Raw genomic sequence first — 22983 nt, 5'->3', positions numbered from 1 at the left:
AAAGTCTTTTTGCATTGCGGATTCAATTTATATTTATAGGGTAGTAGGGTTGAATATAAAAACAAACCAATTATTAGAATCTGGATGAAAAGTTTAATAAGAATCATTTTGAAAGAGTAGTTATTAATTCATGTGCAATTTCTTTAAAAGCCTGTTTTTCGTCTGTGTTTTTTGTTTTAATCCCATAAACAGATATACAATTATTTGACTCCATATAGTTAATGGAAAAAGAAGTCCCGTAACATTTATCTATATCTGTAAAGGGTATAGCATGCATTACTTTTATGTAAATACAGTTCTTGCGTGTTATAATGTCTCTTATGTATAAATGCTCTTTTTGATAATTATCTATTAAAAGTTGCTCTATCTGTTTAATTGTAAAAGCATTTACAATTATTGATTGGTAACACACGACTAGATTGTCTATATCCATGAGTTCTAATCTTTCAGCTGAGCTTAAAACTATCGAGTCTATATCTGGTTCTCCTTCATGATAGGCTTCGTCTGCATATTTTGCCACATCAATAATTGATGTTGAAAGTTTAAATATTATATCTATCATCTTCTAAAAATTTAGATTACGATAGTTATTTCGCTTGGCGGTGGAGGTAAGGCTACGCTTTCTCCAGTTCCTTGGCTTTTATTGCCTTGCTCAATCGTTTCAGATACCCATTTAAAAAATTGCTTTAAAGTAGAGCTATCAGCAGAGTCTAGATGGACGACATTATCTGTTAGTTCTTTCAAAATATCATCATTGGCCATGTGTCCAGCTGCACAACCTACAATAGCACCAAAATTTAGGTTTTTAATTTCTGGTGTTTTTTGTCTATAAAGTTGAATGTCTGATGGTTTTCCATCTGTAAATACAAAAAGTAAAGGTTTCCAATCTCCTTTTTGAGTTGGTGAACCTTTTATCACATCTGCGTTTACTTTTTCAATTACAAACTCAAGTCCTGCTCCAGTATTTGTTGGGCCACTTTGAGGACATATTATTTCTGGAAGTTGGAAGTTTACCAATTCTGTTAATGGCACAATCTCTTTTACATCTCTATCAAAAGTTATGATGCTTATCCAAAGAGAATCTAAAGCTTGTGCATCTGAACGCAATGTGTTAATCATACCGCTCAAAGCATTATTTAAGGCTTGAATGGGTTCGCCGTACATTGAACCTGAGGTATCTAATAAAAAATATACTGGTAATCTTCTCATATAACTTTTAAAAATGATTGAAATGATATTACATAACTCAAAAATTGCCTACAGTATTTATAAAAACTGTATTTAGCGGTTTTCTAAAAATAAAAACTCCTCCTGTCTAAATTTTAAAAAACAATATTTAATTCAGATGGAGGAGGAGGTAATTTATTTGAAGAACTATTTCAAATACCTGTAGGGGTATTATAGATAAGATGCTACAATTTTGTGGATTGTTTGCCCTAAGAATGTATCTTCTGTAGGATCTCCAATAGCACTAAATTTCCATTCATTATTTCGTTTGTATAGTTTACCCATAATGATTGAACGTTTGTTTACATATTGATTATCTGCAGAAACATTATAGGACGCAAATTCTGAAACTACTCTTGTTGGAGTACCTTCGTACATTCTAATCTTTGCATAAGGAATTTGAGAAAAATCTTCATTTCCTGCATTGTTCAAGAAGAAAAATATTTGATTAACTTTTGAATCTACTCTTGATAAATCTACAGTTATAATTTCATTATCTAAACCGTCATCTCCACCTGTATCTCCAGCAAGGTCATCTCCAGTATGTTTTAAAGCACCATCAACACTTAATAATTTACCTTTTGGTAGACCAAATTGTTGTAACGCTTCAATTCTGTATAGAGGAGAATATAAATGATCACAAAGGTTGTTCTGATCATCAATTAGAATACAACTTAAATCTAAGTCTACATCTTTTACGTTTTTTGATAATCCTAAGAATCCTTTTGTTTCAATTGCTCCCCAGTTTACACCAACGCAGAAATTTGTTAATGATTCACCACTTGATTTTCTTAGATCAATTTTTTGTCCTTTGGTTAAGTTAATTGCCATGTTTCTTAGTGTTTCTTGTTAATTGTATTTATTTAAATAATCTTGTAAACCACCTTTCATTCCTACACCAACAGCTTCAAATTTCCATTCATCGTTTCTTTTGTAAATTCTTCCAAATTCAACTGCTGTCTCTATAGAGAAATCTTCGTCTAATTCATATTTAACCAATTCTACATTAGATTGATCCAGAATTCTGATAAATGAGTTTCTAATTTGACCAAAATTTTGTCTTCTTGTATCTGCATGATGTATAGTAACTACAAATGAAATTTCAGAAACCTCTGGGGCAATTCTTGATAAATCAATTTGTATTTTTTCATCATCTCCATCTCCGGCTCCAGTTAAATTATCTCCAGTATGGATTACAGCTTGATCAGGTGATTTTAGATTGTTATAGTATACAAAATGATTATCAGAAGGAAGTTTACCATTAGCACCAACTAAAAATATTGATGCATCTAAGTCAAAGCCTTCTCCAGTACTACTAGAATTACTATCCCATCCTAATCCTACAGTAAATTTTGGTGCATCGATACTTTGTCTTTGCCCTTTTTCTAAATTAATTGCCATTTTATTCTTTTAATTAATATTAATGTTTAACATTGTTTTTAAAATATTTGTTTGTTCATCCACATTTTGTAACTCATCTAAGAAATCAACAGATGAAATTTTGTCTAAATAATCTTTTAATACTTCTTGAACAGTTTCTGGTAGTATTGATTTGATTGTGCTAAGCTCTAAGTTCAAATCTGCATTTTTAGCTGTTAATTGTATTACAATTTCTTCTTTTGCAGAATTGTTTTTTGATAAATCTATTCCTATAGAATTTTCACTATTTAAAAAATAGAAAGATTTATCATTGGCAACATAAATAAATTTGTCATTAGAGTCTCTAAATTCATAGACTTCAATCGTCTCGTTATTACAAACTAATCCACACAAAAATTTAATTTTGAATTTTAGAATATTTAACCTGCCTAATAATTTTTTTTCAAATTTCGCAAATGAGTTTTCATACAAGCTTTTGTTGTAGCGGGTGAGCTGCTCATATTGATCAATGCTTATTTCTCTGTAGTATTCGGATTGAACGCTGTCAGAAAAAATTGTTATATCATTCCAATTAAATAAAGCAGATTTATCAGTTACAAATATGTTATATAATTCCTCAATCTTTTTAGACATATTTTGAGAATGAACCCGCATTTGATTAGTAAACTTAGTTTCTCCTATTTCTGATTTTAGTTTTGAAATAATGTCATCATTAATGTATATCTCATCCGAAATTAAAAGATAGTTCTGTTCTTTTGATTTCTTGATTTTTTGAAATAAATCAATAAGGCTATTTGTAAACTGTATGTGAAATAATTCTAATTTATTAATGTCTAATGTGCGGTTATTTTGAAAAAGAGTATGGATTATTTTTGTTTTTATTAAGGTACCAACAAGATCCTTGTGATTAAAGAAATTGGATAACAATTCTAAAATCACAAGTTTTCTGTTACTATCTTTTATTATTTGAACGTACCGTTCCTCTTCCTCTTGCATTTAATGGGCTTATCTTATATTGAATTAACTTATGACACCTTTTTTTAATTCACTTTCAAGACTTTGTAAACCAGCATCAAGTTGTCTTCTGGTTTCTGTACCTTGTTCGTGAATTTGTTTTACTTCTGTCAAAGTATCTATTAAAGATTTGGTTGTCATTTTAAGTGTTTCTAAAGAAACAATTGTGTTTTCATTTTCTTTGGCTACTTCAATGCTGTTTTGTTTAAGCATTTCGGCATTTTTCTGCAAAATAGTATTTGTTGTTTCAGATACTTTTCGCTGTATTTCAATATTTTGTTTTTGTCTCTGTAAAGCAACAGCCAGGGTTAACTGGTTTTTCCAGACAGGCATTGTTGTTGTTAAGATAGATTGCGCTTTTTCTGCAATAGAGGTATTGTTGTTTTGAACCACACGTATTTGCGCTAGAGATTGCAACATAATAAAACGAACAATTTTCATGTCGGCCAAACGTTTATCTAGACGGTTTATGAAATTCCTTTTATCAGAAATTTGATAATCTTGATATTGTGCAGTATTGGCTTCCATCACAGCAAGTTCTTCGTTTAGTTCTTTAAAACGAATTTGACCCGCAATGACATGTTTCTCCATTTCTTTGATAAGTCCCACATTACCATCAAACATTGTTTGAAGAGCGCTATTATCTTTAACAGAATTAATCATTCCTGCTTTTACTTTATTACTGATTTTATCAATGTTTACAGTAATCTTATCGTATTGTTGGAATAATTTTTTTACATCAACAACTAATTTATTAATGACTGGAATCTTTGAAAGAAATCGTTTAAACGGACCTTGGTCTAACTGGTCAACATCTACATAATTTAATTCAGTCAACAAATCATTAATCAAAGTTCCTACCTCGCCAGAATTATATGTTCTTACGTTGGTCAAAAAAGTATCACTTTGTTTTGCAATAGAATTTTGAATTTCAGCACCGTAATTTAAAATCGAATTGGCATCGTTTTCATTTAATTGATTTGAGATCGATTTGTAGCTATTTATTTCTGTTTCAGTAATTGTAGCTAAGTTTACATTTCCATCTTTGTCAATTAACGCAACGTTTTCTTGAGTAACTAATTGATTGTCTATCATGTTGTTTCTTATAAATGATTTTGTTGGATAGTTTGAATCGTTTCTTCAAGTTTTTTATCTCTTGTAGGTGTTCCAATAGCACTAAATTTCCATTCATCATTTCTTTTGTAAAAAACACCAAGAACCATTGATACATTTCCAGCAAAAGAAGCATCGTTTGCAATATCATAACGAGCATATTCTTGGTTAACTCTTGTTGGAGTTCCTTCGTATATTCTGATAGATGCAAATGGAATATCTTTAAAATCTTGTCCTCTAAAACTATTTATAAAAAAAGCTACATGGTTTGCAGATGGTGATATTCTTGAAAAATCTAAAGTAATAACTTCATTATCTAATCCGTCATCACCGTTTAAATCTCCAGTTAAATCATCACCACTGTGCTTAATAGCTTGGTCATTAGATAATAGTTTTCTAAAATTAACAGAATCTATATGGTTTTTCTTTTCATCATAAATAGCACAACTTGCATCTAGATCAACAGGTTCTTTTTTTGTTCCAAAAAGCCCTTTTTTCTCAATAGCACCCCAATTTACTCCTACGCAAATATTCTGTAATTTAGTACCATTGCTTTTTTCAAGATTGATACGTTGTCCTTTTTCTAAATTTATTGCCATTTTTCTAGTTATATTTATTTAAATAATCCTCTAATCCACCTTTCATTCCTGCGCCAATAGCTTCAAATTTCCATTGTCCGTCTTTATTATATATTCTACCAAACTCAACAGCAGTTTCTATTGAGAAGTCTTCTTCTAATTCGTATTTAACCATTTCGGTATTGTTGCTATCATCTACAATTCTAATAAATGAATTACGAACTTGTCCAAAATTTTGTTTTCTGTTTTGTGCATCATGTATCGTAACAACAATACAGATTTCCTTTACTGCTGAGTCAATTTTTGTTAAATCAATTTTTACTTGCTCATCATCTCCGTCTCCATCTCCTGTTAAGTTGTCTCCTGTGTGGATTACAGACTCGTCTGGTGATTTTAAATTGTTATAAAATATAAAATGAGCATCAGAGATTATTTTTTTATTATCTCCTAATACAAATACAGAAGCATCAAGATCATATCCTGTTCCTGTTGAGGTACTATTTGTATCCCATCCTAAACCAATTGTAAATTTCGGGGCATTTATGTTTTCTCTTTGCCCTTTTTGTAAGTTGATAGCCATAATTTAATCTATTTTTATTACGTTAATGTTATTTCTGTATTCTATAATCTGATGGTAATTATTACTTATTGCTAGGTGAAATAAATCACTGCTTTTTTGCAACGAAATGTTATTTGCTAAATAGCTAAAATCGTCTTCGTTGAGACTTAATATAAATTTTACTATTCGAGTGTTGTATTGAAAATGATCACTGTTTATAATGTTCACTATGTCTTCAACGTTCTTAACGGAATAATAATTATAATAATTTTCTATGTTTGGATGAATCTCTTTGTTTGCCAATTCAGCAAAATAAACAAATACAAAATCTCCATTTACATTATACTGATTCAGTATTTTATTTACAGTATGTTCATGGCTCCCCGTGATCTTAATGTCATCTACGAAAATACATAACTTTCCTTCAATGAAATTTCTATCAATATAATAAGTATCGTTAGAGATTAATTTTACTCTTTCTTCAAAATCTAAATTCCCATAATCAGTAACATAAGTTTGGTTTCTGTAAATTTTAGATTCAATACATGCTTTTTTATTGTTTTTAAATAGAAAGGTATTCAGTTGTTTCTTGAAATAATAACACAAAAAGTTTGATGCGGTGGGTATCGATAAAAACGGACTTGGGAGTATTACGATTTCCGTGTTTGATAAAATTAATTCGCCATATTGTTCAGTAAAGCCATTGAATAATTCTTTTGCAAATTTTTCTGCATAGAATTTATCACCAAACTTAAATCGGCTGTATTCTTCTTCTTGAAATGGGCAATTATCTTTTTCAAGAATCTTATGTAAACTATAATTTTTATTCACTTTTATAATTTTAATAGATGTGCATCAAATCCAAAATTAATAGCCCCATTGTAATCGGCCACAATATTATCTCCAATATGCAGTATTTCTTTTTTTGTTATTTTTTTTATTTCATTTGCTTGGTCAAATACTAATTGAAATATTTGACTATTTGGTTTTGAAATCCCTACTTCATCAGAGTATATTTGAAATTTAAAATAATCTTCTAATTCATAATGAGATAATATTTTTCTCAATGTATTTCCTCTGATGAAAGCTGTATTGCTTAGTAAGTTAATTGTTTTTTCTTGCTTAGTAATTTCATCAAATAGTTGTGGGATATTATGATATAGGAGTTCTGGTTTATATTTTAAAAATAATAATTCAGTCTCTTTATAGAATAATTCCAATTTATCCGTTGAGAAATTGTTTATATCTAAATTTAATGCGTTTAAAATTAAATAATAAATTTCATAAGTGTCAATATTAGAACCTGTTCTTTCATTTATATTATTACATAAAACATCATAATAGCGTATTACCTCATTAACCTTCTCGATTGAACAATCTACATCAAAAAAATCTTTAAATAATAGATTTCTCTTGCTTTTAAATTCAGGATTTGATTTTATAAGGGTTAGCCATAAATCGAATGAAAGATGACTATAGTTTGAATGATTTATTTTCAATTTTACAGGTTTAGACAGTAACAAATTATCTTCAAGATTTAAGTTGAATGCACAACCTCTCTTAAGTACTAAATTGTTAATCTGGAATTAGTAATTAATGGATTTGATTATGTATCGTTTTTATTTGATGATCTCGCCAGAATAGTATTTCTCCAAAAAGAAACCTAAATCGGCTCTATATCCAATTCCTGAAGCTTCAAATTTCCATTGGTCATTTTTCTTATAAAGCCTTCCAAATTCTACTCCTGTTTCTATTGAGAAATCTTCATCCAATTCATATTTGGCAATTTCTTCTCCAGTTTCATTATCAACTATTCTAATATATGAATTTCTAACTTGACCAAAGTTTTGTTTTCTTCTTTCAAAATCTTCAATTGTTACAACAAATAAAATTTCATTAGCTCTTGGGTCAATTTTACTTAAATCAACTTTTATAGCTTCATCATCATCACCGTCACTACTTTTTCCATCGGGATCATCACCTGTATGCTCTAAAGATTCATCAGGAGATTTTAGATTATTATAAAAAACGAAGTAGTCTTCACCTAAAAGTTTTCTGTCTGAATTTATCATTATTGCGGATGCATCCAAGTCAAAATCACTTCCTGTTCCTTCGTTTGGATCCCAACCTAAACCTATTGTGATTTTTGATAAACCAATATTTATTTTTTGCCCTTTCTGTAAGTTAATTGCCATAGTGATATTTAAAGTATAGTTGGTTTTAAAAGGCTAAATTTATAATATATTTTGTATTAAACTATTTTAAAATAGTTAAAATACCGTTTTTATTTTTCTTCGTTTTATTGGGTTATACTAGGAGGATTTATATTCTCAAATTGGAGCTTCTGCAAAAGCTTTTTTCCTAATATATTATAATTTTGTTCGTATGTATTGGGCTTTTTCATGCTGTTATGGAACATAATATGGTGTTGTAATCTTAGGATATTATGACATTAATGCAAAATAGGGTAATAAGATGTAGTTATGCCCGAAACTATAAGATATATACATTTTTAAGAGGGTTTTGTTACAGTTATAAATGTAAATTTATTAATAGTAAGTTTTTTTATTAATTGTAAACTAAAGATTATATATTAAAATATTTACGTACGATTTTTCTTATTTTTTATTTTTTGTTGATTTTTGATGCAATTTGGGGAGTTAATGCTTTTATTGGGTTTTTTATGCATTAAATGGTTTTTTTGAGGATAGTGTTAAATTTTTTTTTAACGTTTTTTTTGCATATGTTATTATTTTGTATACATTTATCACATAAACGATAAAATGCCACACTTTGTCGATTATTTATAATCGATATAAGTTATTTTTTAATTAAGAAATCCAGTATTCATGAATCCAAATTTACAAATTGAACTTAGACGTTTTATTTCTTCAAATGTTGTTTCTAAACTGAATAAATTTTACTTTGAAAACGATGCTTTACTAATTAAAGCGATTGATGCATCTATCGGAACTATTTTAATAGGAGCCTATAATAAAATTCATGAGGTCAGTTTGTATAATGAGTTGGTGGAGATTGTAGGAGTTACTGAATTTTATAAAGAAATAGATTTTGAATCGGGAAGATTATTATCTGTTGATGATTGTTATAAAGACGAAGGCAATAAATTATTAAAACGAATTTTTGATAATAAAAAGTCTAGAATTACCGAAATGGTCTCAAACGAAGTAGGTATAAAAAGTGAAACTGCCCGCGAAGTATTGAATTTCTCTGCACTATTGGTTTTCTCTTATTTCAATTACAAAAAAGAACTACAAGAAGACCTTCAATTAACGCTAGAAGAGCAAAAAAGAGGTATCTTAAATAGTATTCCACTTGGAATTAAAATTATCTTAGGCTTTTCATCATATGAAGTTGTTGAAGAAAAAAGCAAATCTAGATTTTCAAACTCAATTTTCAATCATATTTTTTCAAATAGCAATTCTTAAGACTTCCTTTTGTTTTAGCTAAAAAAAATCCCATTTTACAGATGTAAAACAGGATTTCCTCTTTCTTATATATAATTTGAAGCCTTTTAAACGTTCTTCAAATTGATAATTTCTTGTTCTGTTAAAAAACGCCAGTTACCTCTTGGTAAATTCTTTTTGGTTAAACCAGCAAATGCTACACGGTCGATGCGTAAAACATCATACTCAAAGTGCTCAAAAATAGAACGTACTACTTTTACATTCGATGAACGTAATTTAAGTCCAATTTCGCTTTTTGGTTCATTATCGATATAACTTATATCTTCAACAAAAACACGGTGTCCATCAAGAACAAGTCCTTTGTTTATTTTTTCTAAATCCTCAAATTTCAAGTTTTTATCTAATGAAACTTGGTATATTTTAGATGATTTCTGACTTGGTAAAGTAAATTTACGAAGCATATCAGTATCATTTGTAAACAACAACAAACCTGTAGTGTTTTTATCCATTCTACCTACTGCTGCAATCTTAGCATTAGTTGAACCACGAACCAATTCTAAGACATTACGGTATTCTTGACCTTCGTCAAAAGCAGTTGTAAAGTTTTTAGGCTTGTTTAATAAGATGTATTCTTTCTTTTCTGGAGTTAGAACTGCTCCGTCAAAATTAACGACATCACCTGGTTTTACCAGGTATCCCATTTCTACAACAGGAACGCCATTTACTTTTACATTCCCAGATTGGATGTAAATATCTGCGTCACGGCGAGAACACGCGCCTGAGTTAGCAATATATTTATTTAAACGAATCTCATCGGCAGCCTTTTGTCTTTTAGGTGCTTGATTCGGTTTTTTTGCAGCTTTTTCAGCAGCTTCTTCCGCTATTTTAGTATTCGGCTTAGCTTTTTTAGGCCCTTGTGCACGCTTTTGCATGGCAGGTTTTGGCTTATTTGAGTTAGGTCTTGAGCTATTTGCTCTAGGTCCTTTTCCTTTATTATTGCCTTCCTTATTATTCATAAATCCTGTAATTTGTGCAAAGATAGTTTATTATTGGTTAATAGCAGTAACTTGATTGTTGTTAGATTACTAGCTTTTAATACTATTACTAGCTTTAAAAGGAAAAATTATCTAAAAAAGCTAAAAATTTTAAAGAAATTAGATTTTTAAAAGTAAAGTTTTTCCGTGCCACAAAACACTTGGATTAATAAGTACGATGCAAAACACGCCCGAAACGATAAGAAATTTTAAGACATTGTGCAGTAGTAAGAATTGTGTCTTAGAATTTGACTTCCAAAGGTAAAGCAAGAAAAATATTAAAATTATAAAGCAAGAATAGAAATAAATATCCATATATCCGATGTCGTATATCTCGATTAAGATGTATACAGGTACAATGGTAAGGAAAGTTAAAAGGGTAATGATTTTTTTTGAAGTTCTTTCGCCATAAAGAATGGGAATAGTTTTGTAATTGTTGGCCAAATCTCCTTTTAAATTTTCTAAATCTTTTATCATTTCACGGATTAAGAGTAATAAAAATAAAAAGATTGCATGAGCGAAGATAACGGCAAAATGTCCCCTTTGATTTTCTAAATCATTAAATGAGATCTGATTGTAGAAATAGAGTAAGATGGCAAAGAATGGTAAAACGGCTAATAATGCAGCCATAAGATTACCTATTAATGGATATTTTTTGATTTTATGTGAGTAAAACCAAATTAGGAATATATATACCGAAAAAAACAAAAAAGCTCTCCAGGAAACAATAAAAGCCATTAAAGCTGCAATGAAATTGAGAGTGAAGTAAACGCTTAGTTTGGTTTTCTGACTTACTAATCGATCCAGCATTGATTTATTTGGGCGATTAATTAAGTCTTTTTGGCTGTCGTAAAAATTATTTATGATGTAACCAGATGCAATGGTAATTGCTGATGCGAAAACAATTAAAAACAAATGAAAGTCCAATAAGATATCCAGTGCTCTTTTTTCGGGAGCGAGAATAAATATTGCCGATAAGTACTGTGCTAAAATGATAATAGGAATGTTGTAGCCCCTCACTACTGAGAACAAACTTATGACTTTCATCGCTAAAATTTTATTCTGACGGCTTAACATTTCTCTTTATTATAGATTATTCGGATTGTACACAGTGTTTAAAATGACTAAAGTACATCTTTTAATAGTTTTTAAGAACATTATCTCAATTTTCTTATATGTAATAAATCCTTTTTTTGTGATATTGTAATTTATTTTCTGTGAAACAAAAAGACTACTTTGTATAATTTAGTTTTTGCAGAATGAAAACATTAAAATTGTTTCTGTTATCAATTATTTGTTTAGGATTGGTTTTTTTATTTCCATACTATTTTCATAAGACGAATATTCGGAAATAGAATAAGATTCAAGTTGCCAATTTCTATTTAAATTTAAGAGTTTGGTTTTGCTATTAATTTTTAGAGCCGATAAATATCGGCTCTAAAAATTATAATTATTTGTTGTTTTAAAATTGGTAAACTACTTCTAGTTTATAATCTTTTAATGACTGCTTAGCGCGTTCTAAATCTTGTGTAAAACCAAGAATATAACCGCCACCGCCTGAACCACATAATTTTAAATAATAGTCATTAGTATCAATACCGTTTTGCCAGATGCCATGAAATTGTTCTGGAATCATAGGTTTAAAATTATTCAAAACTACTTTTGATAATTTTTTGGTGTTGCTAAATAATGATTTCATGTCGCCATGTAAAAAATTCTCTACACAAGCATCGGTATATTTTACAAATTGGTTTTTTAGCATCGTACGGAACCCTTTGTCTTTAAGGTTTTCCATGAAAATGTTTACCATTGGAGCAGTTTCTCCAACAATTCCCGAGTCTAATAAAAACACAGCACCTTTTCCGTCAAAACTTTGGTTAGGAATTCCGGTAGCTTCGATATTATCTTTAGAGTTTATTAAAATCGGAATGCTTAAGTAACTATTTAATGGGTCTAGACCTGAGCTTTTTCCGTGGAAAAAACTTTCCATTTGTGAGAAAATAGTTTTTAACTGTAATAATTTCTCACGAGTTAGATTCTCTAGAACTGTGATTTTGTTTTGAGCGTATTTGTCGTAAATAGCAGCAACAAGCGCACCGCTACTACCAACTCCATATCCTTGTGGGATACTTGAGTCAAAATACATTCCTGTTTCTATATCATTCTTTAAAGTAGCCAAGTCAAAAGTTACCAAATCGGGTTGTTCTGCTTGCAATGTTTCAAGGTATGATGTAAACTTGCTCAAACTTGCATTTGATGCAATGGCTTCTGCCGAAGAATTTTCGGTTTTCTTCAGAGCACCATTGTAAAAATTATAAGGGATAGAAAGTCCTTTTGAATCACGGATAATTCCGTACTCTCCAAAAAGTAATATTTTTGAGTAAAATAGGGGTCCTTTCATATGTCGGTTTTATTGTCTAAAAGCTTAATTTTAATTAAAGATACGTAAAATTATAATGCAATTGCACCATCTCCAATTTTGTCGCAAAGGTACTGACCATTCTGACAAAATACAACTAATTCGTACTTAATAAATTGCAATACTTTTTCGCTAACGTTTTCGGGATATAAAACATGAACATTTGCTCCTGCATCTAGAGTAAAACAAACAGGGATTTGTGTTTCATTTCTAAATTTCCAGATTGCATTAATTATCTGTAATGTATTCGGTTTCATTAGTATAAAATAGGGCATAGATGTCATCATCATAGCATGCAATGTCAATGCTTCGCTTTCGACTACTTTAATGAACTCGTCTAAGTTTCCATTTTCAAAAATGGTGATTAACTTATCTAAATTTTCATGTGCTTGTGCAAAACGTCTCTCAGCATAAGGATGATTGTGCATTAAGTCATGACCGACTGTGCTCGATACTTGTTTTTCGCCTTTATCAACTAATAAAATAGTGTCTTGGTAGTTTTTGAAATTCTCATGAATTGTATTTGGGAATTCTACTCCAAATAAATCGGAACTCCCTTTTATATTTGCTTGATTTCCCCAAACAACAACTTTTCCTTTTACACTTCGGCAAGCACTTCCTGATCCTAAACGAGCAAGAAAAGATGCTTTTTGATAAAAGTATTCATCTGTCATTTCAGGATTTAATACTTTTTCTAGGCTCATAAAATTCATTGCAAGAGCTGCCATTCCAGATGCCGACGATGCTATTCCTGAACTATGAGGGAAAGTGTTTTGAGTATCTATTGTAAAATGATAGTCTTTTAAGAATGGTAAATAGATGAAAACACGTTCTAGGAATTTCTGAATCTTAGGTTTGAAATCTTCTTTTGGTTTTCCTTCAAAAAGTAAGTCGAATGTAAAATCATTCGAAACGTCTTTTTTGTCAAAAGCTAGTTTAGTAATTGTTTTGCAATTGTTTAATGTAAAACTAACTGATGGATTGGCTGGAATTTGATTGTCTTTTTTTCCCCAGTATTTTACTAAAGCAATGTTACTTGGTGCGCTCCACTCGAAGTTGCCTTTTGTTATATCTGAAGTATATTTTTTTGGAATAAAATCGTTTGCTGTAAACATAAAATAAAAAATTTACGCAAAGATACTTTTTTTGAATTATACCTTGTTGCACTTTTTGATAGCCTACAAAAATGTTTACCTTTATTGACTCAAAAAAAGTATAAAATGAATAAAATCTCTCGAATTTTAGCGGTTGTTGTTACTTGTCTTGCTGTTGGATATTTTTCGGGAATAGTGACCAAATCTAGTATTGATACTTGGTATCCTACTCTAATTAAACCTAGTTTTAATCCGCCAAATTGGGTTTTTGCGCCTGCTTGGAGTTTGCTTTATCTTTTAATGGGTGTTGCTGCAGGACTAGTTTGGGATCGAATAGAATATGAAAAAGAAACAGTTAAAAATGCATTGGTTTTCTTTGCAATCCAACTGGCTCTAAATGCTTTGTGGTCGTATTTGTTTTTTGGATTGATGAATCCATTATTGGCACTTATAGAAATTGTGGTTCTCTGGCTAATGATTTATGAAACACTTTTAAAGTTTATTAAAATTAATAAAATCGCGGGGTATCTTCTTGTTCCTTATTTGCTTTGGGTGAGTTTTGCAACAATCTTGAATGCTAGTATTTGGTGGCTAAATAAATAAGTTATAGTGTATTTAGATAATATGAAAGAAATAGATAAAATTGCCTTTATTGAAATCCAAAACGGAAAAATATTAAGTACGAAATCTAAAGGGAAAACTAAGTATTATATTCCTGGAGGGAAACGTGAAGAAGGGGAAAGCGATGAGCAAACTTTAATAAGAGAAATTTCTGAAGAGTTGAGTATAGATATATTACCCAATACAAGTGAATTCATTGGGAAATTTTCTGCACAATCTGATGGAGCAAAAGAGGGAATAAATGTGATTATGACTTGTTACAAAGCAAAATACTCTGGCAGTTTAATGGCAAATAATGAAATTGAAGAAATTAGATGGTTAAGTTATAACGAGCTTGACATTATTTCTGAAGTTGATAAAAAGATTTTTAAGTTCCTTAACGAAAGAGGGGAGTTGAAATAAATTGCTAGTATCGGAGAATGAATAAGTAGTTTGCAGTCGTAGTTTTCAAAACTGGAAATTACGACTGGTACTGGATACTAAAACTTTCTTCTTACAGTTTCTTAAACTCGTCTTTTTTGCTATATAAAAAGTCCATTGTAGTTAATATATTATTCTGTTTGACAAGGTTTTTAGACCTTGGGTCGGCATCACAGAATTCAAGAAAAAGTTCCTTTTCTGCTGCATTTAATTTTAAGTCTTTTGTAAAGAAATCTGTAGGGCACGTTGTGTTTACAAGCTCTTTAAAATTTAATCCTGGGGTTTTATTTTTAGGTTTTTTATCTTCTTTGTTTTTAAATAGACTTAAAAAATCTCGACCCATAGTAATAAAATCCATTCCATTTGTGATGGTTCCATTATAAACACCTGTGTGTTTTTGTAAAGAACGAGTACTTTTGGCTAATGCTATCTCATTGGACGATTGTATCATTGAGCCTATATGTGGGAGTTTTATAGTTGTAACTATGACTTCATTTAATTCTTCTGTTTTGGATTCAATATTAACAGTGATATTGTTTTTATTGATGTCTTCCTGAGTTAGTTTTAATCTTGTAAAGAAATAGTCTTGCTTAAAAAATATCAAGCTGTCTTTTGCACGAACTAGAATTGAAAATTCTCCTAATGCATTTGTTTTGGTACTAGTTTTGGTAGTTTTGTTGATTACTTCTACATCTTTGAGTGTATGATTTTGCGAAATAACTTTTCCGTTTAATACTTTTTCTGTTTGTGAAAAACCAATTTGATAGGTGAATAATGATATTGTTGTAAGTAGTTCTACTCTCATATAAGGTTAATTAGTTGAAAGTAAAATTATTAGAATTGTCTTAAGTAAAACTTATGAAATGTCTAAAGTCTTGTTAATTTGTTTTTTAGTTGGCTTTTAATTTCTGAAATTCTTTGTTTTTGCTATACAAAAAATCCATTGTGGAAAGAATATTTTTGTCTTCTAAGAGTGTTTTAGATTTTGGATCGGCATCACAAAAATCAAGAAAAAGTTCTTTTTCTTCTTCCTTTAATTTTAAGTCTTTTGTGAAAAAATCAGGATTTAAAGTTTCTGTTATAAGTTGAATAAAATTGATTTTTTGGGTTTCAATTTTTGTTCCTTTCTTTTTCTTGATTATGTTATAGATTTGTTTGCCAATACGAACAAGATCTGCTTGGTCAGTAATAGGTGCAGTTCCATCTTTATGCCCCTCTATTTTCATGCCTAATTTAGGTCTGGATTTATTTAGTTTTATTTCTTGAATGTTTTCTTTGGTTATGAAGACTGGTTTTATTTTTTTAGATAGAATGATTATTTCGTCTAACTCTTCTGGTTTTGGGAGCATGCCTACAATAAGATTGTTCGTTCCTATATTTTCTTGAGTAAGTTGCATTCTTTTAAAATAATAACCTTCAGAGAAAAAAATTAAGCTGTCTTTTACATTTGCTAAAATCTCGAATTCTCCGAAAGTATTTGTAGTAGTACTGGTTTTGGCCGTTTTATTAATGACTTCTACATCTTTAAGAAAAATATCCTCAGAGATGACTTTTCCGTGGAGTAATTTTTCAGTCTGAGAAACACTAAATTGATATGTAAATAAAGAAATTGTAGTGAGTATTTTTGCTTTCATTTATTAGGGATAATTTGAAAGTAAAATTATTAGAATTGTCTTAAGAATAACTTATGAAAGATGTAAAGTCTTGTTAATTTGTTTTTGAATCTAGAAACTAGAAAACTTTTACTAGTACTTGAAATTAAATACTATTCGCTACAATAAAACCGCTTGTCCATGCATTTTGAAAGTTAAATCCTCCTGTAATGGCATCGATATTTACAATTTCTCCAGCAAAATATAGATTCTCATGCAGTTTGCTTTCCATGGTTTTAAAATTGATTTCTTTTAAATCAATTCCGCCAGCTGTTACAAATTCTTCTTTAAAAGTACTTTTTCCATTTACTTGGAATGTTGCATTGGTTAACTGATTGGCTAAATTCTGAAGTTGAATTTTAGATAAATCAGCCCATTTGGTTTCTATTTCTATATTAGAGGCTAGAACCAAACTTTCCCATAATCGATTTGGGAAATCAAAAGGGGATTTTTTTGAAACTGCTTTCTTAGCATGTTCTTGTTTTAATTCTTTTAGTATTTTTTCAGCATCTTCAGTATCCACATCATTTAACCAATTTACAGAAATTGTGAATTGGTAATTCTTGTCATGTAAAATACGTGCTCCCCAAGCCGAAAGTTTCAGAATTGCTGGCCCACTCATTCCCCAATGTGTGATTAATAATGGTCCTGTAGATTCAAGTTTGGTATTTTTTACTTTTACAGTTACTTGTGCTGCAACTCCTGGTAATTCTTTTATTCTTGGGTCTTTTATGTTAAATGTAAATAGGGAAGGAACGGGAGATATGATTGCATGTCCAAAAGTTTGTAGCATTTCCCATATTTTAGGATTACTTCCAGTTGCAAGGACTAATTTATCAGCAATATAGTTCTGATTCTGTGTTTCGACTTTCCAGAAGTTTTCTTTTTTGTAGATAGATTGTACGCTTTGTCCTGTAAGAACAGTAATGCCTAATTTTGCAGTTGCTTTTAAAAAACAATCGATAATAGTTTGCGAAGAATTGGATGTAGGGAATAGTCGCCCATCGTCTTCGATTTTTAATTCTACACCATGTTTTTCGAACCATTCGATTGTGTCTCCTGAACAAAATTGATGAAAAGGTCCTCGTAGTTCTTTTTCGCCACGCGGATAAAATTTTACCAATTCATTGGGTTCAAAACAGGCATGTGTTACATTACAACGACCACCACCAGAAATACGAACTTTTGTAAGCACTTCGGAGCCACGTTCTAAAATAGCTACTTTTAATTTTGAGTTTTTCTCTACAATATTTATTGCTGTAAAAAATCCTGCTGCTCCACCACCTACTATTATTATATCAAAATTTTGAGTCATATTCTATCTGTAAAATCACTAATGATTCCGTTTACGTTGTATGTTTTTATTTTTGCAATGTCTTCCTTTTCATTAACTGTCCAAGGGAAAACCTGAAATCCTATTTCTTGCATTTGTATTGTATTCTCTTTGTTTAGCAAATGAAAATCAGGATGTATTGCTTTGGCTTTTATATCTTTTGCAAAAGTAATCGCTAAATCTACATCTGTTTCGGTCAAAACGCCGATTGGTATTTTTGGATTTAGTGAAGCAATTTGCTGTAAGAAATCCCAATCGAAACTTGAAACAATAAAAGAACTATAATTCCAGTTTTTTTCTGAAATGTATAACTCGATTAATGCAACCACAGCATTGGCAGTTCCTAAACCTTTTAGTTCGATATTAATAAAACATTGTTGATTTACTAAATCAAAAACTTCTGATAGTGTTGGAATTTGATGCTCGTTTTCTATTCGAAAATCTTTTAATTCCTGCAAAGATAGGCTATTTACAAAACCTTTTCCATTAGTAGTTCTATCAATCGTTTCGTCATGAATTACTATGAGGTGACCATCTGAGCTAAGATGCACATCTAGTTCAATACCATCAACTTTCATTTCGATAGCTCTTTGAAAAGCTTGCAAGGTATTTTCGGGTTCGTACCCTCTTGCACCACGATGCGCTATTTTTAGCATTTATTGAGATTTAACTGCAAAGGTCGTAAAGTTTTTATTCTAGTTTTTATGTTTTTAGGATTTAACCGCAAGGAGCGCAAAGTTTTTTCATTTTGTGTTCTAACCGCAATGAGCGCAAATGTTTTTATTTATTTAATCACTAAGTTCGCAAAGGTTTGTGTGAGAATTGTGTTTTCTCTTTGTGTGCCTGCATAAACCGTTGCGGACTTAGCGGTTAAACCTTTGGAGTGTTTTATTCTAAAAAAAGAGCCACAAATTAAACAAACAACAAGAATTAAAATTCATTGTAATCTGTTTAATCTGTGGCTAAAACTATGTGTTTAAAAGAGGGTTTTATTCTAGTTCTAGAACAATAGCTGATTTAGGTTCTAAAGTAATTTCTGATGTCAAATCAAATGTTTTATCAGTTATAACGTCTTTACCAGTTTTGTGATTTTTGATGTTTTCTTGGAAACGATTTGTTTTAATAGTTTGCGATTTTGCATTGTTATTAAAAACGACCATTACTGTTTTTGCATCAGTATATCTAAAATAGACATAGGTGTTGTTTTCTGGAATGTAATGTGTCATTTTTCCGAAATGAACTGCTTCATTTGACTTTCTCCAATTGAATAGTTTTGATGTGAAATCAAAGTATTGTGCCTGTGTAGCAGTTCGACCTTCTTTAGTAAAGGCATTGTTTGTATCGCCATTCCATCCACCAGGAAAATCTAGACGTATTCCACCATCTCCTTGGCTTTTGTCTCCACCCATTCCAATTTCTGAACCATAATACAATTGTGGAATTCCACGAACGGTTGCCATTAATGTCATTACCAATTTGTATTTAGCAATGTCATATTTGTAAAGATCATTGATTCTGCTTGTGTCATGATTCTCTGCAAAAACCATGATGTTGTTTGTATTTGGATACAAATAGTCTAAAGCAAAATTGTTGTAAAATTTTATCATACCATTATCCCAAGTCGCTTCGTCTTCATTAAATGCTGACCCGATTTGATTGTGTAAGGTGAAATCCATTACACTTGGCAAATTTGAATTGTAATTTTGGATAGCACCAATTTTACTGTCTTTTTGCCAATAGGCTAAATTAGCTTGATTGTGCATCCAGATTTCTCCAACAATATTAAAGTTTGGATATTCATCTGTAACCGATTTTGCCCAATTGGCCATTGCTGTTGGATCTGAATAGTTATAAGTATCTACTCTAAATCCGTCAAGATTTGCATATTCAATCCACCAGATTGCGTTTTGAGTTAGGTATTTTGCTACAAGTGGGTTTTTTAAATTCAAATCTGGCATTGAAGGAACAAACCATCCATCGATGCAAACTTCTTTATCTAATTTTGAAGCATGGATGTCAGTGATTACTTCGCGTCTGTGATGTGTTTGAGTGTAGTTTTCAAATTGATTTATCCATGATTTTGTTGGTAAATCTTTCATCATCCAATGTGTGATTCCCCAGTGATTGGTTACATAATCCATAACTAATTTCATGTTTCTTTTATGCATTTCATTAGATAAACGAACATAATCTTCATTGGTTCCGTAACGGGCATCGATTTTGTATACATCTGATTGTGCATAGGTATGATACGAATGTTCTTTATCGTTGTCTTCGTTTAAAGGTGTATTCCAGATTGCTGTTGCGCCCAAAGAAGAAATGTAATCTAGGTTTTTGATAATTCCTTCAATATCTCCACCGTGACGTCCACCTGGGATTGAGCGATTTACTTTTTCTACTAATGAAGCATTGCTATCATTTTTAGGATTTCCATTTGCAAAACGATCAGGCATGATTAAATACATCATATCCGATGCATCGAAACTTTTGCGTTGAGCTGAATTTTCTCTTCTTTTCTTTAAAGAGTATTTTTGGGTGTAGGCAACTTTGTTTTTGTTTTTAAATGAAAAAACTAACTCTGATGCAGGTATATTTTTAGTGTCGATTGTTACGAAAATGTAGTTAGGATTTTCGGTTTTTTTAATGTCTTTAATGGTTACATTGTTAGAAACGGAAGGTTCATATTGCGCAATGTTTTTTCCGTAAAACATAATCTGAAGTTCTGGATTATGCATTCCTGCGTACCAAAACGGTGGCTCTACTTTCTGAACCTGTGCTTTTGCTGAAGCAGAAAAGAACAAGACTATTAGAAGTATTTTATAGAATGAGTGGTTTATTTGAAACATTTTTTTTTGATTTTTCATAACAAAATAGAATTTAAACCAAGCAAGAAATGTAAGGACAAATAAGTAAAACTGGGAGGTTTAAAATTAAATGAACTTACATTTCTTATATGGTTAATTAAATTATTTGGTTTCGATTATGCTAATTGCATAACCACCACCAGGAACTGATAACTGTGATAATTTAGATTTATTTGTTACAGCTATTTTCTTGATTGTGTATGCTTGTGGATTTGTTTTGTAATGTGCATCTTTTGCATCAGCATAAATTGTTGCTGTGTATTTTTTTCCTTTTTCAAGGAAGTTAAAATTGATGTTTGATGTACGGGCTGTATCTCCGTTTACATTACCTACGAACCAACTATTTTTCCCTTTTGCTTTACGAGCTACTGTGATATAATCACCTGGTTCAGCTTCTAGGTATTTACTCTCATCCCAATCAATAGCAACATCTTTGATGAATTGAAATGCATCAGCAAATTTGTTGTAGTGTTCAGGAAGGTCAGCCGCCATTTGTAATGGGCTGTACATAGTAACGTATAATGCTAATTGATTTGCAATTGTACTGTTTACATGCGATTTGTTCTCTGGATTAAGTTTGCTGATATCCATTTCGAAAATACCAGGAGTATAATCCATTGGTCCTCCAATTAATCTTGTAAAAGGTAAAATAGTTACGTGATTTGCTTTTGAACCTCCAAATGCTTGGTATTCTGTTCCTCTTGCTGATTCGTTACCAATTAAGTTAGGATATGTTCTGCTAATACCTGTTGGGCGAACTGCTTCGTGTGCATTAACCATAATTTTGTATTCGGCTGCTTTCTCTAGCGCATATTGGTAATGGTTTACAATCCATTGGCTGTAATGATTTTCACCTCTTGGTAAAATATCACCTACGTAACCACTTTTTACAGCATCGTATCCATTGTCGTTCATGAATTTGTATGCTTTGTCCATATGACGCTCATAATTACGAACTGAACCTGAAGTTTCATGGTGCATGATTATTTTTACACCTTTTGATTTTGCATAAGCATGCAATCCTTTTACATCAAAATCTGGGTAAGGAGTTACGAAATCAAAAACATAATCTTTTGAGTGTCCAAACCAGTCTTCCCAACCTTCATTCCAACCTTCAACTAGAACGGCATCAAAACCATTTAAGGCAGCAAAGTCAATGTATTTTTTTACATTAGCATTAGTTGCACCATGTGTACCATTCGGTTTCGCTTTTGAGAAATCGGTAACGCCAAGTTGTACTGTAGGGAAATCGTTAGTGTATGACCAAGAGCTTTTTCCTGTAATCATTTCCCACCAAACACCTACGTATTTAACTGGTTTTATCCAAGAAGTGTCCTCAATTTTACATGGGTCATTTAAGTTTAATGTCATTTTTGAATCAAGAATTTCTCTTGCATCGTCACTAACAATAATTGTTCTCCAAGGAGAATGGCTAGGCGCTTGCATATGCCCTTTGTCTCCTTTTGCATCTGGAGTTAACCATGATTCGAATATCATGTTTTTATCATCCAAGTTTAAGTGCATGCATGAATAATCAATTAATGCTGCTTCGTGAAGATTAATAAATAATCCTTCTGCAGTTTTTAGCATAAGCGAAGTTTGAACTCCTGTTGGAGAAAAAGACTTTTGAGAAACGTTTGCTGTATATGCTTTTTCAGATAATCCACGGATTTCTGATAATTTTGATTTTGTATAATCGTATTCTTGCGTGTCATAATCCCCAGGAATCCAAAATGCAGTATGGTCACCCGTCATTGCAAATTGTGTTTTTTCTTCTTTGATTATAAAATACGTAAGATTTTTTTGTGTTGGAAATTCATAACGGAATCCAAGTCCATCATTGAATAAACGAAAACGGATTAACAATTGTCTGTCTGTTCCTTTTTGGTTTAATGTAACAGCCAATTCATTATAATGATTACGAATTGATGCTACTTCTCCCCAAACTGGTTTCCAGTTTTCATCAAAAGTTGTTGTTTTTGTATCAACAATTGTAAAGTCATTCAATAATGATTTTTTATCATCTTTAAGCTCAAGACCCAACTTACTGGATTTTACAACCTCTTTGTTTTTGTATTTAAGATTGTAAGTTGGAGTTCCATCGCTTTGTAGCGAAAACTCCATGACAAATTTTCCTTCAGGCGATTTTAGTTGTTGTGCTTTTGTAATGTTACAAAATGCAACTAGAATGAAGGCTGTGAAAATGAAATTCTTCATGTTGTTAAATTAAAAATGTTATAAAAAATA

The 22983-nt window shown here is 30.9% G+C and carries 24 protein-coding genes; 3 read left to right on the top strand and 21 right to left on the bottom strand.

The features are described 5' to 3' along the window. Window positions 1–103: 103 nt before the first annotated feature. From LNQ49_RS10580 to LNQ49_RS10530, 11 genes are all read right to left on the bottom strand, one after another. On the bottom strand, window positions 104–562 hold the full coding sequence (locus LNQ49_RS10580; RefSeq protein ID WP_229988767.1) for a hypothetical protein: 459 nt from the start codon (window positions 560–562) through the stop codon (window positions 104–106). 11 nt (window positions 563–573) lie between these two features. Beyond that, window positions 574–1209, bottom strand: a complete 636-nt coding sequence (locus tag LNQ49_RS10575; RefSeq protein ID WP_229988766.1) for a vWA domain-containing protein — start codon at window positions 1207–1209, stop codon at window positions 574–576. A gap of 189 nt (window positions 1210–1398) precedes the next feature. Further along, complete coding sequence (locus LNQ49_RS10570) at window positions 1399–2058, bottom strand: TerD family protein (RefSeq protein WP_229988765.1); 660 nt, start codon at window positions 2056–2058, stop codon at window positions 1399–1401. Between the two features lie 18 nt (window positions 2059–2076). Next, window positions 2077–2628 carry a TerD family protein gene (locus LNQ49_RS10565; RefSeq protein ID WP_229988764.1) on the bottom strand — a complete coding sequence of 184 codons (552 nt, stop codon included), beginning with the start codon at window positions 2626–2628 and terminating at the stop codon, window positions 2077–2079. 9 nt (window positions 2629–2637) lie between these two features. Beyond that, window positions 2638–3603, bottom strand: coding sequence for a hypothetical protein (locus tag LNQ49_RS10560; protein WP_229988762.1), 966 nt, complete (start codon window positions 3601–3603; stop codon window positions 2638–2640). 24 nt (window positions 3604–3627) lie between these two features. Next, window positions 3628–4716 carry a toxic anion resistance protein gene (locus tag LNQ49_RS10555; protein ID WP_229988760.1) on the bottom strand — a complete coding sequence of 363 codons (1089 nt, stop codon included), beginning with the start codon at window positions 4714–4716 and terminating at the stop codon, window positions 3628–3630. 8 nt (window positions 4717–4724) lie between these two features. Next, on the bottom strand, window positions 4725–5333 hold the full coding sequence (locus tag LNQ49_RS10550; RefSeq protein ID WP_229988757.1) for a TerD family protein: 609 nt from the start codon (window positions 5331–5333) through the stop codon (window positions 4725–4727). A 4-nt stretch (window positions 5334–5337) separates the two neighbouring features. Further along, window positions 5338–5892: a TerD family protein gene (locus LNQ49_RS10545; RefSeq protein ID WP_229988756.1), complete on the bottom strand. Its 555-nt coding sequence runs from the start codon at window positions 5890–5892 to the stop codon at window positions 5338–5340. Window positions 5893–5895: 3 nt separating this feature from the next. Beyond that, window positions 5896–6702, bottom strand: a complete 807-nt coding sequence (locus LNQ49_RS10540; protein ID WP_229988754.1) for a phosphoribosyltransferase family protein — start codon at window positions 6700–6702, stop codon at window positions 5896–5898. A 2-nt stretch (window positions 6703–6704) separates the two neighbouring features. Then, entirely contained in the window at window positions 6705–7370 is a 666-nt protein-coding gene (locus LNQ49_RS10535) for an HAD family hydrolase (RefSeq protein WP_229988751.1), read from the bottom strand. Window positions 7371–7490: 120 nt separating this feature from the next. Then, on the bottom strand, window positions 7491–8066 hold the full coding sequence (locus tag LNQ49_RS10530) for a TerD family protein (protein ID WP_229988749.1): 576 nt from the start codon (window positions 8064–8066) through the stop codon (window positions 7491–7493). A gap of 654 nt (window positions 8067–8720) precedes the next feature. On the opposite strand from LNQ49_RS10530, the gene LNQ49_RS10525 reads away from it, so the two are divergent. Continuing rightward, window positions 8721–9320: a DUF937 domain-containing protein gene (locus LNQ49_RS10525; protein ID WP_229988747.1), complete on the top strand. Its 600-nt coding sequence runs from the start codon at window positions 8721–8723 to the stop codon at window positions 9318–9320. An 86-nt stretch (window positions 9321–9406) separates the two neighbouring features. Here the strand turns inward: LNQ49_RS10525 and LNQ49_RS10520 are convergent, their stop codons facing one another. The 4 genes from LNQ49_RS10520 to LNQ49_RS10505 form a co-directional block, all read right to left on the bottom strand. After that, window positions 9407–10315: a pseudouridine synthase gene (locus LNQ49_RS10520; protein ID WP_229988746.1), complete on the bottom strand. Its 909-nt coding sequence runs from the start codon at window positions 10313–10315 to the stop codon at window positions 9407–9409. A gap of 138 nt (window positions 10316–10453) precedes the next feature. Further along, window positions 10454–11410: a geranylgeranylglycerol-phosphate geranylgeranyltransferase gene (locus LNQ49_RS10515; RefSeq protein WP_229988745.1), complete on the bottom strand. Its 957-nt coding sequence runs from the start codon at window positions 11408–11410 to the stop codon at window positions 10454–10456. A gap of 385 nt (window positions 11411–11795) precedes the next feature. Beyond that, window positions 11796–12734 carry a mevalonate kinase family protein gene (locus LNQ49_RS10510; protein WP_229988744.1) on the bottom strand — a complete coding sequence of 313 codons (939 nt, stop codon included), beginning with the start codon at window positions 12732–12734 and terminating at the stop codon, window positions 11796–11798. A gap of 50 nt (window positions 12735–12784) precedes the next feature. Beyond that, on the bottom strand, window positions 12785–13867 hold the full coding sequence (locus LNQ49_RS10505; RefSeq protein ID WP_229988743.1) for a diphosphomevalonate decarboxylase: 1083 nt from the start codon (window positions 13865–13867) through the stop codon (window positions 12785–12787). Window positions 13868–13972: 105 nt separating this feature from the next. Between LNQ49_RS10505 and LNQ49_RS10500 the strand changes: the two genes are divergently transcribed. After that, window positions 13973–14449: a TspO/MBR family protein gene (locus LNQ49_RS10500; RefSeq protein WP_229988742.1), complete on the top strand. Its 477-nt coding sequence runs from the start codon at window positions 13973–13975 to the stop codon at window positions 14447–14449. A gap of 21 nt (window positions 14450–14470) precedes the next feature. Next, entirely contained in the window at window positions 14471–14869 is a 399-nt protein-coding gene (locus LNQ49_RS10495; protein WP_229988741.1) for an NUDIX hydrolase, read from the top strand. A 91-nt stretch (window positions 14870–14960) separates the two neighbouring features. Here LNQ49_RS10495 and LNQ49_RS10490 read toward each other — a convergent pair whose 3' ends face one another. The 6 genes from LNQ49_RS10490 to LNQ49_RS10465 form a co-directional block, all read right to left on the bottom strand. Continuing rightward, window positions 14961–15692 carry a hypothetical protein gene (locus tag LNQ49_RS10490; protein ID WP_229988740.1) on the bottom strand — a complete coding sequence of 244 codons (732 nt, stop codon included), beginning with the start codon at window positions 15690–15692 and terminating at the stop codon, window positions 14961–14963. An 85-nt stretch (window positions 15693–15777) separates the two neighbouring features. Then, entirely contained in the window at window positions 15778–16521 is a 744-nt protein-coding gene (locus LNQ49_RS10485; RefSeq protein ID WP_229988738.1) for a hypothetical protein, read from the bottom strand. A gap of 124 nt (window positions 16522–16645) precedes the next feature. Beyond that, window positions 16646–17854 carry a BaiN/RdsA family NAD(P)/FAD-dependent oxidoreductase gene (locus LNQ49_RS10480; protein WP_229988737.1) on the bottom strand — a complete coding sequence of 403 codons (1209 nt, stop codon included), beginning with the start codon at window positions 17852–17854 and terminating at the stop codon, window positions 16646–16648. Further along, complete coding sequence (locus LNQ49_RS10475) at window positions 17851–18528, bottom strand: glycerophosphodiester phosphodiesterase (RefSeq protein ID WP_229988736.1); 678 nt, start codon at window positions 18526–18528, stop codon at window positions 17851–17853. The genes LNQ49_RS10480 and LNQ49_RS10475 overlap by 4 nt, the downstream gene beginning before the upstream one ends. A gap of 333 nt (window positions 18529–18861) precedes the next feature. After that, window positions 18862–20736, bottom strand: coding sequence for a glycoside hydrolase family 13 protein (locus LNQ49_RS10470; protein WP_229988735.1), 1875 nt, complete (start codon window positions 20734–20736; stop codon window positions 18862–18864). Between the two features lie 102 nt (window positions 20737–20838). Then, window positions 20839–22953 (bottom strand): glycoside hydrolase family 97 protein, encoded by a 2115-nt coding sequence (locus LNQ49_RS10465; protein ID WP_229988734.1) that lies wholly within the window; start codon window positions 22951–22953, stop codon window positions 20839–20841. Between the last annotated feature and the right edge of the window lie 30 nt (window positions 22954–22983).

This window comes from Flavobacterium pisciphilum (genome assembly GCF_020905345.1).
Classification (GTDB): domain Bacteria; phylum Bacteroidota; class Bacteroidia; order Flavobacteriales; family Flavobacteriaceae; genus Flavobacterium; species Flavobacterium pisciphilum.
Note: the sequence above shows the minus strand (reverse complement) of the source record. Positions and strands in the feature narration are given on the sequence as shown.